Source organism: Paenirhodobacter hankyongi (assembly GCF_003664585.1).
In the GTDB taxonomy this organism is placed as follows: Bacteria; Pseudomonadota; Alphaproteobacteria; order Rhodobacterales; family Rhodobacteraceae; genus Rhodobacter; species Rhodobacter hankyongi.
On record NZ_RCHI01000024.1, the window covers coordinates 1 to 14,330 of the forward strand.

Below are 14,330 nucleotides of genomic sequence, written 5' to 3' on the forward strand. Positions count from 1 at the left end.
CCGATGATCTGCTCGTCCGTGAAGCTCGTTCGCTTCATTGTCCGTCCTCAAGTTGGGCCGGACTCTAATCGACGGTGGAGGAAAAATCCCGTGACAGGTCACCAGGTTCGGCACCTTGGGCAAGGTGGATCGGGAATTCCTGCTGAGGTCGGACAACGGCATTCGCCATCGGGCTCGAACCGATGGCGCCTCGCTGGCTCATTCTTCACCAGCCGCCACTTCACGGCCCTGGTTCGCAGCTATGGCCTTCGCCAAGAGTTCATCACCCCGCACTGCCCGCAGCAGAACGGCATGGTCGAGCGGGCCACCCGGTCTCGAAGTGAGCGAAGAACGCATCCACGAAACATGGGGCCATTCACCGACTGATGGCGCCGCGCATCGACCTTGCCCCGCAGCCGCCGGCAGGCCCGGTCACGTCCGCGTGACATCGGCGACCTGGTGCGGCCATTGCACGGCGCCCGGTGATCCGCGCCGCCCGCGCCCGCGTAAACCATCACAGGACGGCGAGACGATGCCTCCTGACCCAAGCTTACAGAACACAGAGGAGTTTCCTGATGCTGCGCAAACTGATGCTGACGACCACCGCCACGCTGCTGCTCGCCGGGGCTGCCCTTGCCGGAGAGCAGAAGGCCGACATCGTCGACACCGCGGTTGCCGCGGGCGGGTTCAAGACGCTGGTTGCGGCGGTCGAGGCGGCCGGGCTGGTCGATACGCTCAAGGGCAAGGGCCCGTTCACCGTCTTCGCCCCGACCGATGCCGCCTTCGCCGCGCTGCCCGCGGGCACCGTCGAGACGCTGCTCAAGCCCGAGAACAAGGATCAGCTGGTCGGGATCCTGACCTATCACGTGGTGCCCGGGGCGGTGAAATCCTCCGACCTGAGCGAGGGCATGACCGCCGCCACCGTGCAGGGCGCGCCGGTGACCTTCTCGCTCAAGGACGGGGCGATGATCAACGATGCCAAGATCACCACGGCCGATATCGAGGCCTCGAACGGTGTGATCCACGTGATCGACAAGGTGATCATGCCGCCGGCGAACTGATCGCGGTCCGGACAGACGAAAGGCCCCGGGGGTTTCCCGGGGCCTTTTTGCATGCGCAGGGGCGGGCGGTGACCGCAGCCCCGGGTCCTTGCCGCTCGGTCACGCCCGCGACCGCGCGTGACCGAGCGTGACCTGCACCACGTCGCACCGGCCCGTGGCAAAGGCCGCCGCACAGCCTTCGAGGTAGAATTGCCAGCTGCGCAGGAAGGCATCGCCATAGCCCAGCCGGTTGATCCGCGCGCGCTGATCCAGCATCCGCTGCGCCCAGATCCGGCAGGTGCGGGCATAATCCTGACCGAAGGCATGGGTGTCGCGCACCCGCAGCCCGGCTTGCTCTGCCGCATGCGAGATGCTGGCCGAACAAGGCAGCATGCCGCCGGGGAAGACATGCTGGCGGATGAAATCCGAGCGGCGCCGATAGACCGAGAATTCCGCATCGGGCACGGTGATCGCCTGCAGCACGGCCCGACCGCTCTCGGCCAGCCGCGCCCTGATCGTGGCGAAATAGGTCGGCCAGTAGCGTTCGCCCACCGCCTCGATCATCTCGATCGAGACGAGGTTGTCGAACCGGCCCGTGACCGCACGGTAATCCTGCAACCGGATCTCGGCGCGCCCGTCGAGACGGGCATCGGCATAGCCCTTCTGCGCGGGCGAGAGCGTGAGGCCGGTGACGCGATGGCCACGCTCGCTTGCGGCCTCGGCGAAACCGCCCCAGCCGCAACCGATTTCCAGCAGGCTCTCGCCCGGGGCCAGCTGCGACAGGATGCGGTCGTTCTTGCGCGCCTGCGCCCGTTCCAGATCGTCGCCCTCGACGAAGAGCGCCGAAGAATAGGTCATGCCGGGGTCCAGCCAGAGCTGATAGAACTCGTTGCCCACATCGTAATGGGCGCGGATGTTGCGCGCCGCGCCGCGCAGGCTGTTGGCGCGCACCAGCCGGTCGACCAGCCGCATCCGCCAGGACTGCAGCCGCGTCGGCTCCGACCATTGCGCGAGGCCGGCCTGATTGCGCATCGCGATCGCCAGCGCCCCCTCGAGCGTGTCGCTGTGCCACTCGCCCGAGATCCAGCCCTCGGCCAGCCCGACATCGCCGCGCAGCATCAGTCGCTGCAGCAGGCGCCAGTCGCGGATCCGGATCTCGGCCTCGGGGCCCTGCGCGCCGAAGTTCAGCCGCGCGCCATCGGGAGTGGTGACGGTCAGCCGTCCCTCGCAGATGCCCTCGAGGGCCGAGAGGAAACGGGTCTGGAGCGCGCGGGTCGCGATGGTCATCGGCTGATCTCCTCATGGGGTGGGGGCGGGCAGGGGCGATAGGCGGCCCCCTTCAGTTTCAGGCGCAGCGCGTGCCAGTAGATCTGGGCGATGACCCGCAGCGCCCCCCCGGGCCGGCGCAGCGCACCGCCTAGGATGACACGGGTCGTGAGCGGCACAAGCGGGCCGGTCATCGCGGTCTCGACCCCGGCTTCGCCGTCGATCTGCGAAATCCGGATCGACAGGCTGTCTGGGCGCAGGGCAAAACGAAAGCGGTATTCGCCGGAGATGTCCTGGAACGGCGAGACATGGAAGACCTTGCGCGCGCTCAGCCGGGTGCCGGCGGTGATCGGGGCGCCGTCGGAGGGCACCAGCAGATAGCTGTGGCGCTGCCCGAAGGTGTTGTTGACCTCGGCAATGACCGCGCGCAGGGCATCGCCCTCGATCAGCATCCAGAAGCTGACCGGATTGAACCCGTAGCCCAGAAAGCGCGGCTGCGTCAGCAGCGCCAGCACCCGAGAGGGACCGCGGTCAAGTCCCGCCCGCGCGAATTGCGCCCAGGCCCAGTCCACCCCCTGGCCCGCGCCGCGCACACCGCCATGATCGCGCCGGTGCAGTGCCAGCAGGTTGAAGCGATCCAGCGACAGCCCGCGCGGAGGGCGCGCGGTTTCCGGCGCCAGAAGAACGTGGTCGGTCCGGCTGCGAAAGCTGTGCGTCAAGGCGCCGCGGCGTGCGTGGGTGATCTCGGCGCGCAGCGCCAGCACCTCGCCCCGCAGCAGGTGCGCGGCCAGCGTCATGGCCGCACCCGGAGCCGCGGCAGGCGTCGCGCGATGCGCCAGGCGCTGGCAAAGCCGTCCTCGTGGAACCCGTTGCGCAGCCATGCCCCGGCAAACCAGGTCCTGCGCGTGCCCTGCAGGGCGGCGATCTTCGCCTGTGCGGCAAGGGCTGCGGCATCGAAGACCGGATGATGGAACGCGACCTCGTCATAGATCAGGCGCTCGTCGATCGGCTGTGTCGGGTTCAGGCTGACAAAGAGCGGGTCGTCCTCGGGGATGCTTTGCAGCCGGTTCATCCAGTAGCTGACATCGACGGCGCCGGTCCCGCTGTCGCCGCGGCTGACCCACGAGCTCCAGCATCGGCGACGGCGCGGCATCACCCGCGGATCGGCATGCAACACGGTGCGGTTGGGCTGAAAGCGGATCGCCGACAGTGCCGCCTGTTCGGCGGCATCCGCATCGGCGAGCATGCGCAGAGCCTGATCGGGGTGGGTGGCGAGGATCACGTGATCGAAGTCTTCCGCCGTGCCGCCCTCGGCGCGGATCTGCACGCCGGTGCCGTCGCGGCGGATCGACCGCACCGGTGCGCCCTTGCGCACGCGCACCCCGGCGTGCAGCAGTGCCGCCTCGAGCCGCGCGACATAGGACACCGAGCCGCCCGCGACGGTCCACCACTGGTGATGCTGCCCCTTCGACATCAGCCCGTGGTTGCGCATGAACCGCACCAGAGCCTGCGCCGGAAAATCGGCGATCCCCTGATCCGGCGTCGACCAGATCGCGCCGCAGAAGGGATAGAGATAGGCATCGCGGAATCTCGTGCCGAGGCGCATCCGGGCAACCAGCGCGCCGATCGTCAGATCCGGCGCGGCGGCAACCGCGGCCTCGGCCTCCGCGTTGAAGCGCAAGATGTCGCGGATCATCCCGTAGAAGCGCGGATCGGCCAGGTTGCGGCGCTGCCCGAACACCGCATTGGCCGAGCGCAGCGCGTATTCGATGCGCCCGCCATCAAGCGAGACGCCAAAGCTCATGTCGGAGCGGATCACCGGCACGTCGAGGTCCCGGAACAGCCCGGTGAGATGCGGATAATTGGTGTAGTTGAAGACAATGAAACCGGTGTCGACCGGCTGGTCCCCGCGCCGTCCGGCGATCACCGTGCGCGCGTGCCCTCCCAGCCTCGGTTCGGCCTCGTGAAGGGTCACGTGGTGCTCCCGGGACAGCAGCCAGGCCGCCGCGAGGCCGGAAATGCCACCACCGATGATCGCGATGCGTTGCGGGGCAGCCTGAGTCAGGTCGAATGGCATGGCACATCTTCTTGTTGATCCATCACGGTTACGCTGCCTCGGCGTGTTTGGATCACCGCGCCGGAAATTTTTCCGCGCCGACTGATCCGCGGCGGCCGGTGGCGCGTAGATCGGGCATGGAAACCGTCATTGCACCCGCAAGGTCCAGGCCTCATACCTCGACAATGCCCCTGCCCGGGCAGGGGCGGGAGTGCGCGCGCAACGCACCTATCAGGGGGGAGGCCCCGGTGACCAACGAGCTTTCCGACCTCAGCCGTGACCTGATCGCGGTGCGGGACCATCGCGATCGCGAGGCCTTCGGCCGCCTTTTCGACCACTTCGCGCCGCGCCTGAAGGCGATGATGCTGCGCGGTGGCCTGACCGGCGGCAGTGCGGAAGACCTTGTTCAGGATGTGATGCTGTCGGTCTGGCACAAGGCGGCCCAGTTCGACCCGCACCGTGCCGATGCGGCCGGCTGGATCTACGGCATCGCGCGCAACCGCCGGATCGATCTGGCGCGCCGCAAACCGCTTTCGCAACCCGAGGAAATGCCCGACATGCCCAGCCTCGAGCCGGATGCCGGTCAGGTTCTGGCGCTGCAACAGGAGGCCGGCCACCTCGCGGCGGCCCTGTCCCGCCTCGCCCCGGAACAGGCGGACGCGCTGCGTGCGGCCTATTTCGAAGATCTCCCCCACAGCCGCATCAGCGAGATGACCGGCCTGCCGCTCGGCACCATCAAATCCCGCATCCGCCTCGGTCTCGAACGCCTCAGACACGAGCTGAGGAGCATAGCCCCATGACACATATCGATCACCACATCTCCGACGACCTTATCGATGCCTATCGTGCCGGGCGTCTGCCGCATGCCTTTTCGGTCGTGGTGGCGGCGCATCTTTCGCTCTGCGATGAATGCCGCGCCCGGCACGAGGCGCGCGACATGATTGGCGGCGCGCTGCTGAACCGTGCCGAAGCGGCGACGATCAGCGCCGGGGCGCGCGACCGCATGATGGCCGCGCTCGACACTCCGCCGCCACCGCCCGCGCCGCGCGGCTCGGGCGTGTTCCCGGCCCCGGTGATGGCCGAATTGAAGGGCCGTCCGCCGCGCTGGCGCATGCTGGGCGGCGGCATCCGGCAGCAGATCCTGTCGGCCGATCGCAGCGGATCGCTGCGCCTGCTCTACATTCCGCCGGGCAAGGCGGTGCCCGAGCATGGCCATCGCGGGCTCGAACTGACGCTGGTGTTGCAGGGCAGCTTTGTCGACAGCGAAGGCGCGTTCCGCCGGGGGGACGTCGAGACGGCGCATGATGACATCGACCATCAGCCCGTCGCGGGCCCGGGGGCGCCCTGCATCTGTCTGGCTGCGACCGATGCGCCCTTGCGCTTCCACGCGATGCTGCCGCGACTGCTGCAACCGATGTTCCGGATCTGACCATGACCGCGGTTGCGCAGCGCGTGTGGATCATCGGGGCCAGCGCCGGAATCGGCGCGGCCCTGGCACGGGCCCTCGCGGCGCGCGGCGCAGAGCTTGTGCTGTCGGCCCGCGACGCGGTGGCGCTCGCCGCGCTGGCGGACGATTGCGGCGGCGCCACGATTGCGCCGCTCGATCTCGGCCAGCCGGATCAGCTGGCGGCGCATTGCGACCGGTTGCGCAGCGAGGCGCCCTTCGATGCGATCATCTGCACGGCAGCCCTCTATGATCCGGGCCGCATCGCCGATCTCGACCCGGCACGGGCCGAGGCGATGGTGCGGGTCAACCTGCTGGGCACGCTCGACGTGGCGCGGCTTTGCCCGCCGCTGCTTCGCGAGGGCGGGCAACTTGTGCTCTTCGGTTCGGTCGCGGGCTATCTCGGCCTGCCGGGCGGCCAGCCCTATTCCGCGACCAAGGCGGCGATCAACAATCTTGCGGAAAGCCTGGCCGTCGAGCTGGCGCCGCGGGTCGATGTCCGCCTTGTCTGCCCCGGTTTCGTCGCAACTCGGCTGACCGCCAAGAACCGCTTTCCGATGCCCGCGATCGTCACTCCCGAACAGGCGGCCGAGGCGGTGCTGCGCGGCATGGCGCGGCGCGGCTTCGAGATCCACTTTCCGCGTCGCTTCACCTGGCCGCTCAAGCTGCTCCGCCTGCTGCCCCATGCGGTGTCCCTGCGCCTGATGCGGCGGATCGGCTGAGCCGTGCAGGCTCAGCCAAGCTTGCCGCCGAGCACCGCGACCCCCGCCCAGGCGGCGAAGCCCGTCAGCCCCATTCCCCACAGCCCGTCGATCACCACCTGTTGCACCGACCAGTCGCGCAGGGTGGCGTAATTCGTCATCTCGTAGGTGCCGTAGCACAACAGCCCCAGCACCATGCCTCCGAGCAGCGCCTGCACCGGCGCCCCGGCCTTCAGCGCCGGGATCGAGACGAACCACAACACCCCCGCGACATAGGCCAGATAGAACGCCGCCGCCGCCCCGATCCGCATCGGGTCGGCCAGCAGGTGGCCGACATGGCGTTCGAACACCGGACGGATCAGCAACCGGATGCCGATGATGTCGGTCACGAGGAAAGCGGCGGCGGTGGTCAGATACAACAGCGCATAGTTCGCCATGGGGGAGCTCCGTCTGGTCCGGCAGGGTCAGGCGCGTTCGGCGCGGCGCAGGCTCAGGAATTCACGCCGCAGATCCGAGTTCGTCCGGAACGCGCCGCGCATCACCGAATTGGTCATCACCGACTGGTCGTCCTTCACGCCGCGCCAGTGCATGCAGAAGTGGTCGGCCTCCATCACCACGGCGAGCCCGTCGGGGCGGATGCGGCGCTCCAGCTCGTCGGCCAGCATGACGACGGCCTCTTCCTGGATCTGCGGACGCGACATGATCCAGTCGGTCAGACGCGCATATTTCGACAGCCCGATCAGTTCGGATGAGGCATTCGGCAGCACTCCGATCCAGACCCGGCCGATGATCGGGCAGAGGTGGTGCGAACAGGCGCTGCGCACCGTGATCGGGCCGACGATCATCAGCTCGTTCAGCCGCGAGACATTGGGAAAGGTGGTCAGCTCGGGCGCGGGGCGATAGCGCCCCGCAAAGACCTCGTCGACGAACATCTTCGCGACGCGCTTTGCGGTCTCGGCGGTGTTGTGGTCGGCGGCGGTGTCGATCACCAGTGCGCTCAGCACGCCCTGCATCCGCTCGGCCACCTCGCGGCGCAGCGCCTCGAGCTCGCCCTCGCGCAGGACGGCCGAGATATTGTCGTTGGCGTGAAAGCGCTGCCCGCTTTCGATCAGACGCGCGCGGATGCGCTCGGACACCGGGGCCGCCCCGGCGGCGTCTTGGGGGGTGGGGTCGGTCATGGAACGGTCCAGCATCGTGTCTCTCCATCCGTGGGGCGGGCCTTGCCTCGCCATGGTCTCGCTGTGTCCGGGCCGCAGGCCCCGTCTCGCTCCGCGCCGGTCGTGCGCGGCCAGACCGGCCCCGGCTTGCGGTGCGGGCGGTTCGCGCGCGCCCTGGAACCTCTACGCGCGACGTGCGGGATCGGATCATTCGACAGCCGGCGCAGTGTCGGCCGGCGAGGCAGGCCCGATCGCGGCGTGGTCGGCCCGCGCCGCGATCGGGGCGCGCTCAGGGGGCAATCAGCCTGGCGCCGTCGAGGATCGAGACCACCGGGCGGCCGGTCGCGGCGCGCAGCTGTGCGGCATAGGGAGGCAGGTTGCCGCATTCGAGCACGATCGCGCCGATCTCGGGGGTCCGGGCCACCAGGGCGCGGCCGGCGGCGCAGACCGCCGCGCCGATGCGCGCGGGATCGAGGCTTTCGGCCTGCGCGGATTTCGCCGCAAGGAAGGTCGCGGCAAAGACCGGGTCGGTGTCCATCCCGGCGATCCGCACCTGATCGGGCGTGCAGCCCGCCGCCGCAAGGGCCGCGGGGCCGAGGCTTGCGCGCGAGGCGGTGAGGATGCCGACCGGCCGCCCGCCGGTCAGGCTGCGCACCATCGGCACCAGCGCGAGCCCCGAGAGCAGCACCGGCACCCGCACCGCGCGGGCGATCTCGGCCTGGACCGAGATCAGGAAGCCGCAGGTCGAGGTGATCAGCACCGCGCCCTCGGCCTCGAGCGCCTGCGCCGCGGCGATGAAGCGCGCGACGATCTCGGGCGTCGGGCGGCCGTCGCGCACCACCTCGGGGCTGCTGACGCCCTCGATCACCCGCAGCCGGGCGGGCAGGTGATAGCTGCCGACATTGCCGGCATCGCCCGGAATGCGCGGGAAGCGGGTGTCGAGGCTCAGGATTCCGATGAAGGCAGGCATCTGCGGGGGACCGTGTCGAGAAGCGAAAGCAGGAAGGGCGTGGCGTAGATCGGGATCTGCGCGAGCGCGACGAAGAGGCTGATGGTCGGGTCGTGCGGCAGCGCGGCGAGCAGGACCGAGATGTTGCGATTGCCGAAGACGAGGCCGAGGCTTGCGGCCGTGGGCCGGGGCAGGGCGGTGCCGGCAAGCGCACGCGCCACGAGGTTGCCGCCGAGGTTCAGCGTGACGGCAAGGCCGGCAAGCAGCAGCGCCCGCCCCGGGGCGGCCAGCACCTGCGCGCCCACCCCGTCGAGCAGCGGGAAGAGGAAGGCGAGCATGATCAGCGTGCCGATCCCGTCGAAGGCGCGGGCCCGGGCCCCGATCCGGGCGGCGCCCAGCCCCGCGCGCAGCGCGGTGCCGATCGCGATGCCGCCCACGAGCATCGCCAGGACCTTGAGCGCGATCCGGGCAGGATCGATGCCGCCCGCCGCGACGAGCCAGAAGCTCGCCGGCACCAGCAGCGGCGAGAGCAGTGTGCCAAGCAGGGTGAAGCCAAGCGCAAGCCGCGCGTCATAGCCGAGCATCAGCGCGAGGTTCGGCGCCGAGCTGAGCGGCGGCGCCGCGGCGAAGACGAGCAGCACCAGCAGGACCGGCGCGGCGAGGCCGAGCTCCTGCCCGGCGCGGGTCAGCGCAAAGGCGAGGACCGGCTGGAACAGGACCAGCGCCGCGATCAGCGGCAGCGCCCTGCCGGGGCGGGTGAGGTCGCGCAGGGTGGCGCGCAGATCGACGCGGGCGACGGCCAGGCCGATCAGCAGCGCGACGAGCCAGGGCAGGGCGGGGGCCAGCGCGCCGCCGCTCGAGGGCAGGAAGGGCACCGCGACAAGGCCCGCGGGCAGGATCAGCCGGGCGTGCCGGCCGATCCATTCGAGAGGGGCGAGGGGGCTCAATTCCCCGCCTGCTTGATCACCTCGGGCAGCCAGGTGGCCAGCCCCGGGAACACCACCAGGACGCCCACCATCAGGATCATGATCGCGAACATCGGCAGCGCCGTGCGCGCGATATAGCCCATGTCGTGGCGCGTCATCCCCTGCAGCACGAAGAGGTTGAAGCCGACCGGCGGGGTGATCTGCGCCATCTCGACGACGACGACGATGAAGATGCCGAACCAGATCAGGTCGATCCCGGCCGCGCGGATCATCGGCTCGATGATCGCCATCGTCAGCACCACCGCCGAGATCCCGTCAAGGAACATGCCGATGATGATGTAGAAGACGGTGAGCGCCGCGATCAGCGCCACCGGCGACAGGTGCATCGTGGCGATCCAGCCCGCCAGCGCACGCGGTACGCCGGTGAAGCCCATCGACAGGGTGAGGAAGCTTGCCCCCATCAGGATCAGCGCGATCATCGCCGAGGTGCGCACCGCACCGAGCAGGCTGTCGCGGAACGAGACCCAGCTCATCGAGCCCTGCAGCCCGGCCAGCGCCAGCGCGCCGACGACGCCGAAGGCCGCGGCCTCGGTCGCGGTGGCAATCCCCACATACATCGAGCCGATCACCAGCACGATCAGCGCGATCACCGGCAGCAGCAGGACCGAGTTGCGCAGCTTCGCGGCAAGGCTCATCCGCGGCTCGGGGGCGGGGACCTGATCGCGGCGGATGACCGACCAGAGCGCGATATAGCCCATGAAGAGCCCGGCCAGCACGAGCCCCGGCAGCACGCCCGCCATGAACAGGCTGGTGACGCTTTCGCGCACGCTCACGCCATAGACGATCAGTGTCATCGAGGGCGGGATCATCAGGCCGAGGGTGGCGGCGCCGGCCAGGGTGCCGACGATCATGAACTCGGGGTAGCCGCGCCGGCGCAGCTCGGGGATCGACATCTTGCCGACCGTGGTCAGTGTCGCGGCCGAGGACCCGGAGACAGCGGCAAAGACGGTGCAGCCGACGACATTGGTGTGCAAAAGCCCGCCCGGAAAGCGCGAGAGCCAGGGCGCGAGCCCCTTGAACATGTTTTCCGACAGCTTCGTGCGATAGAGGATCTCGCCCATCCAGATGAACAGCGGCAGCGAGGTCAGCGTCCAGCTCGAGGCGCTGGTCCAGACGGTGATCGCCATCGAGCTGCCGGGATTGCGCGAGGTGAAGCCGAGCATGCCGATATAGGCCACCCCCATCAGCGCCAGCCCGACCCAGAGCCCCGAGCCGAGCAGGACGAACATCACGAAGAGGAAGACGCCGATCTTCAGCCCGGTCGCGTCGCGGTCGAAGCCGGTCATCGCGTGCAGCGCGCCCCAGACGACGAGCAGGCTCAGCCCGAACAGCACGATCCGCGCCAGACGGCCGGCGAACATGTCGCGCGGCGGCGGGATCAGCGGGCTGTCGGCGCCATAGCTGTCGGTGAACAGCACCCGCAGGAGGTTGTCGATCAGCGCAAGCGCGAAGATCACCGCGCCGACTGCCATGGCGATCTGCGGGATCCACAGCGGCGTGCCGTCCTGGCCCTGCGAGACGTCGTTGAACTTCGCACTCAGGAGCGGCGTGCGCACCGCATACCAGGCGAAGAACAGCGCGATCACCGAGCCGAGCGCATAGCACCAGATCTCGACGCCGCGGCGCCAGTGCCCGGCGCGGTCGACGAACAGGCTGACGCGGATGTGCTCGTTGCGGGTGAAGGTATAGGCGAGGCCCAGGAAGGACGCGGTGGCCATCGCATAGCCGGCATAATTCGTCCCGCCCGGCAGCAGCAGGCCGAGCCAGCGCGCGACCATCTGCGCGATAACGAGGAGCAGGATCGCGACCAGGGCGATTGCCGCCCCGGCGCCTGAAGTTTTGTAGAGCCTGTCGAGGAGGGATCTCATGGGCAATGCCTGGACCCGGCGCAGAGCCGGGCGCGAAAGGAGGGGGAGGGAGAGGGACATGGCAGCATGGCGCGCCCCCGCGGCTGCGGAGGGCGCTTCCGGCTCAGTGGGCGCTGTAGGCGTCGAGGATCGCCTTGCCGTCTGCGCCGGTCTGCGCCAGCCAGTCGGCGGTCATCGTGTCGCCGATCGTCGTCAGTCCGGCGGCGAGTTCCGGCGAGGGATCGGCGATGGTCATGCCGTTGTCTCCCAGCGTCTTGACGAAGCCGTCGGCCAGGCTCTCTGCCTCTTTCGTGCCGCGGGTCTGGGCGGTCTCGGCGGCGGAGGTGACGCAGGCCTGCACCTCGGCGGGCAGCGCCGCGAAAGCCTCGGTGTTGACGAAGACGGTGTTGCGCGGCAGCCAGGCCTTCACGTCGTAGAAGTGGCTCATGTCCTCCCAGACCTTCTCGTCGACACCGGTCGAGCCCGAGGAGATCATCGAGGCGACGACGCCGGTGGCGAGCGCCTGTTTCAGCTCCGAGGCCTCGATCTGCGTCGGGATCATCCCCGCCAGCTCGGCGACGCGGGCGGTGGTGGCGTTGTAGGCGCGGAACTTGACCCCCTTCATGTCGGCGACGGAGTTGATCTGCTTGTCGAAATACATCCCCTGCGCCGGCCACGGCACAGAGTAGAGCAGGGTCAGCCCCTGTGCCGCCAGCACCTTCGATAGCACCGGCTTCGCCGCGTCGCGCAGCTTGTCCGAAGCCTCGAAGGAGGAGGCGAGGAAGGGCACCGAGTCATAGGCGAAGATCGGGTTCTCGTTCGCATGGGCCGACAGCAGCCGCTCGCCGATCTGCGCCTCGCCCATCTGCACCGCGCGTTTGATCTCGTCGCCCTTGAACAGCGAGCCGCCCGGATGGACGGTGATCTCGAGCGCGCCGCCCGAGCAGGCCTTCACGTCCTCGGCGAAGGTCACGTCGTTCTTCGTCTGGTAGTTGTCGGCGGGGTAGGCGACCGGCATGTCCCAGCTTTCGGCATGGGCGGCGGTGATCATCGCCGAGGCCAGCAAGACGGAGGGAAGCAGGGCGGGGAGGAGGGGTTTCATCGGGGGATCTCTCTGTTGGTCATTGTTCTGTTGGGGCGTTGGCCGCCCTTCTTCTCAGTGTTGTCAGAAACGGGCGGGCGCGCCCATTTCCGAAAATTTGCGCGTGCATGACGAAAAGTCATGGGTGTGATGAGTGCGAGGCCGGGTCCGGCAGGGCGACGGGGCCCAGCTCGGGGTAAAGATCGCCGGGGCCGGGGTTGCCGGGGGCAGAGGCGCCGCCGAGATGGGTCATGATCCCCCAGACCGCGTTCAGCGCCGTCTGCACCGCGCCCTCGACCCAGGCCGGCGTCCAGCTGATGCCGTCGCCTGCCAGGAAGAGGCCACGCTGATGCGCGGGCATCCGGTCCTGCATGAAATGGCCATAGACGCGGTGGTTGTAACGGTAATGGCCGGGCAGCGCGCCCTTGAAGGCGCCGAGGAAGTTCTCGTCCGCCTCCCAGCTCACGCAGATCGGATTGCCGCGGATATGGGCGGCGATGTCGACGCCCGGATAGATCTGGCCAAGCGCCTTCAGCGCCAGATCGACCCGCTTCTCGGCCGAGAGCGGCAGCACTTTCAGCGCGTCGGTCATCCACGAATAGCTGAGGCAGATCACCCCGGGCCGGTCGTCGCCATTGTCGAAGAAATAGGTGCCGCGGGTGAGCCGGTCGGTCAGCGTCATCGACATCACCGGCCGCCCGGTCGCCGGGTCGATGTCGTTCCAGAACGGCCGGTCGGTCATCACGAAGGTCTTCGCGGCCTGCATGTAACGGGTGCGGTCGAGCGCCATCCAGACCTTCTGGTCGAACAGCCGCTCGTCGGTGTCGATCGCGGTGGTCAGCAGGTGGCTGTGGCAGGTGACCAGCACCGCGTCATAGCCCTCGGCGTTGCCCCATTGATCGGTGACGGTGATCCGCCCGGCGCCGTCGCGCGCCAGCGCCACCGCACGCGACCGCGTCGCGCCGCCGTTCAGCGCGGCAAGCGAGGTGCCCTCGGGCCAATGCGCGCAGGGCGGGCAGGCGCGCCACAGCCGGTGCAGCACCTGCTCGACTCCGCCCTCGACGAAATGCTGGTCGTCGTCGAGGCCCAGAAGGTTCACCCGCAGGATCTCGAGCATCGAGTTCGGAAAGTCGCTGTCCCAGCCGCCGGTGCCGAAGCCGACCTGGCCGAAGACCTCGCGGTGGCGGAAGTCGAGCGCGCCGAAGGCCTCGGAGCCGGCGATGAAATCGTAGAAGGTGCGCTCGTCCCAGGCGGCGACGAGCGGGTTCCACAGCGTCTTGATCCGGGCGGTGTCGCGCGCCCGGATCGCCGCCTGCAGCTCGGGGAAGGCCGCCTGATCGGCGAGCGCGCGGTCATAGGCCGCGGCGATCTCGCGATAAAGCGGCGGCAGATCGTAGAGGCTGCGGGCAAAAAGCGTTTCGCCCTCGAGGTCGATCACTGTCGAGCCGGCGGCGCGGCTGAGCGGGTTCGGGAAGGGGCGCGCACGGGCGCCGACCATGTCGAGGTAATGGAAGAAGCCGCGCGAGGAGGCGGGAAAGCGCATCCCGCCAAGCTCGGCCACGATGCCGTCGCTGCCCTCGAACAGCTCGGAGCGCAGCCGGCCGCCGAAGCGTGCGGATTCATAGAGGATCGGGCGCAGGCCAAGCTTCATCAGCTCGAAGCCGGCGATGATCCCGGCCGCGCCCGCGCCGATGATCGCGACGCGGGTGCCGGCGATGTCTGCGGGCAGCCGGCCGAGCCCTGCGGGATGGCGCAGCCAGTCGTCATAGGCGAAGGGGAAATCCGGGCCGAAGGCGGTGATCGCGGTCATGGTGGCGCTCCTGA

At 69.1% G+C, this 14,330-nt stretch carries 14 protein-coding genes and 1 pseudogene; 4 read left to right on the top strand and 11 right to left on the bottom strand.

Annotation, left to right across the window (positions count from 1 at the left end; genetic code table 11):
- The first annotated feature begins 554 nt into the window (after positions 1-554).
- On the top strand, positions 555-1,040 hold the full coding sequence (locus DYS74_RS17095) for a fasciclin domain-containing protein (RefSeq protein WP_121534876.1): 486 nt from the start codon (positions 555-557) through the stop codon (positions 1,038-1,040).
- Positions 1,041-1,139: 99 nt separating this feature from the next.
- On the opposite strand, the gene DYS74_RS17100 is transcribed toward DYS74_RS17095, so the two are convergent.
- The 3 genes from DYS74_RS17100 to DYS74_RS17110 are packed head-to-tail and all read right to left on the bottom strand — an operon-like array spanning position 1,140 to position 4,362.
- Positions 1,140-2,306 carry an SAM-dependent methyltransferase gene (locus DYS74_RS17100; RefSeq protein WP_121534877.1) on the bottom strand — a complete coding sequence of 389 codons (1,167 nt, stop codon included), beginning with the start codon at positions 2,304-2,306 and terminating at the stop codon, positions 1,140-1,142.
- The gene (locus DYS74_RS17105; protein ID WP_121534878.1) at positions 2,303-3,082 is read right to left on the bottom strand and encodes a DUF1365 domain-containing protein; all 780 of its coding nucleotides are present in this window, start codon (positions 3,080-3,082) and stop codon (positions 2,303-2,305) included. Before DYS74_RS17105 ends, DYS74_RS17100 begins: the two co-directional genes overlap by 4 nt.
- Positions 3,079-4,362, bottom strand: a complete 1,284-nt coding sequence (locus tag DYS74_RS17110; RefSeq protein WP_121534879.1) for an NAD(P)/FAD-dependent oxidoreductase — start codon at positions 4,360-4,362, stop codon at positions 3,079-3,081. The genes DYS74_RS17105 and DYS74_RS17110 overlap by 4 nt, the downstream gene beginning before the upstream one ends.
- 227 nt (positions 4,363-4,589) lie before the next feature.
- On the opposite strand from DYS74_RS17110, the gene DYS74_RS17115 reads away from it, so the two are divergent.
- From DYS74_RS17115 to DYS74_RS17125, 3 genes are read left to right on the top strand one after another with little or no spacing between them, the layout of a single operon-like run.
- Positions 4,590-5,141, top strand: coding sequence for a sigma-70 family RNA polymerase sigma factor (locus tag DYS74_RS17115; protein ID WP_245965323.1), 552 nt, complete (start codon positions 4,590-4,592; stop codon positions 5,139-5,141).
- A complete protein-coding gene (locus DYS74_RS17120) occupies positions 5,138-5,770 on the top strand; it encodes a ChrR family anti-sigma-E factor (protein ID WP_121534881.1) in 633 nt (210 codons plus the stop codon). Before DYS74_RS17115 ends, DYS74_RS17120 begins: the two co-directional genes overlap by 4 nt.
- Before the next feature lie 2 nt (positions 5,771-5,772).
- Positions 5,773-6,507 (top strand): SDR family NAD(P)-dependent oxidoreductase, encoded by a 735-nt coding sequence (locus DYS74_RS17125; protein ID WP_121534882.1) that lies wholly within the window; start codon positions 5,773-5,775, stop codon positions 6,505-6,507.
- 11 nt (positions 6,508-6,518) lie between these two features.
- On the opposite strand, the gene DYS74_RS17130 is transcribed toward DYS74_RS17125, so the two are convergent.
- From DYS74_RS17130 to DYS74_RS17160, 8 genes and pseudogenes are all read right to left on the bottom strand, one after another.
- The gene (locus DYS74_RS17130; RefSeq protein WP_121534883.1) at positions 6,519-6,923 is read right to left on the bottom strand and encodes a DUF2177 family protein; all 405 of its coding nucleotides are present in this window, start codon (positions 6,921-6,923) and stop codon (positions 6,519-6,521) included.
- Positions 6,924-6,950: 27 nt separating this feature from the next.
- A complete protein-coding gene (gene folE / locus DYS74_RS17135) occupies positions 6,951-7,679 on the bottom strand; it encodes a GTP cyclohydrolase I (protein ID WP_121534884.1) in 729 nt (242 codons plus the stop codon).
- A gap of 253 nt (positions 7,680-7,932) precedes the next feature.
- Positions 7,933-8,613, bottom strand: a complete 681-nt coding sequence (locus tag DYS74_RS17140) for an aspartate/glutamate racemase family protein (protein WP_121534885.1) — start codon at positions 8,611-8,613, stop codon at positions 7,933-7,935.
- Entirely contained in the window at positions 8,589-9,539 is a 951-nt protein-coding gene (locus DYS74_RS17145; RefSeq protein ID WP_121534886.1) for a hypothetical protein, read from the bottom strand. The genes DYS74_RS17140 and DYS74_RS17145 overlap by 25 nt, the downstream gene beginning before the upstream one ends.
- Positions 9,536-10,864 (bottom strand): TRAP transporter large permease, encoded by a 1,329-nt coding sequence (locus DYS74_RS17150; protein ID WP_245965325.1) that lies wholly within the window; start codon positions 10,862-10,864, stop codon positions 9,536-9,538. Before DYS74_RS17150 ends, DYS74_RS17145 begins: the two co-directional genes overlap by 4 nt.
- A gap of 138 nt (positions 10,865-11,002) precedes the next feature.
- Positions 11,003-11,506: pseudogene (locus DYS74_RS18990) on the bottom strand (TRAP transporter small permease); the annotation flags it as partial.
- Between the two features lie 43 nt (positions 11,507-11,549).
- Complete coding sequence (locus tag DYS74_RS17155; RefSeq protein WP_121534888.1) at positions 11,550-12,527, bottom strand: TRAP transporter substrate-binding protein; 978 nt, start codon at positions 12,525-12,527, stop codon at positions 11,550-11,552.
- 118 nt (positions 12,528-12,645) lie between these two features.
- Positions 12,646-14,316 carry a flavin monoamine oxidase family protein gene (locus tag DYS74_RS17160; RefSeq protein WP_121534889.1) on the bottom strand — a complete coding sequence of 557 codons (1,671 nt, stop codon included), beginning with the start codon at positions 14,314-14,316 and terminating at the stop codon, positions 12,646-12,648.
- Between the last annotated feature and the right edge of the window lie 14 nt (positions 14,317-14,330).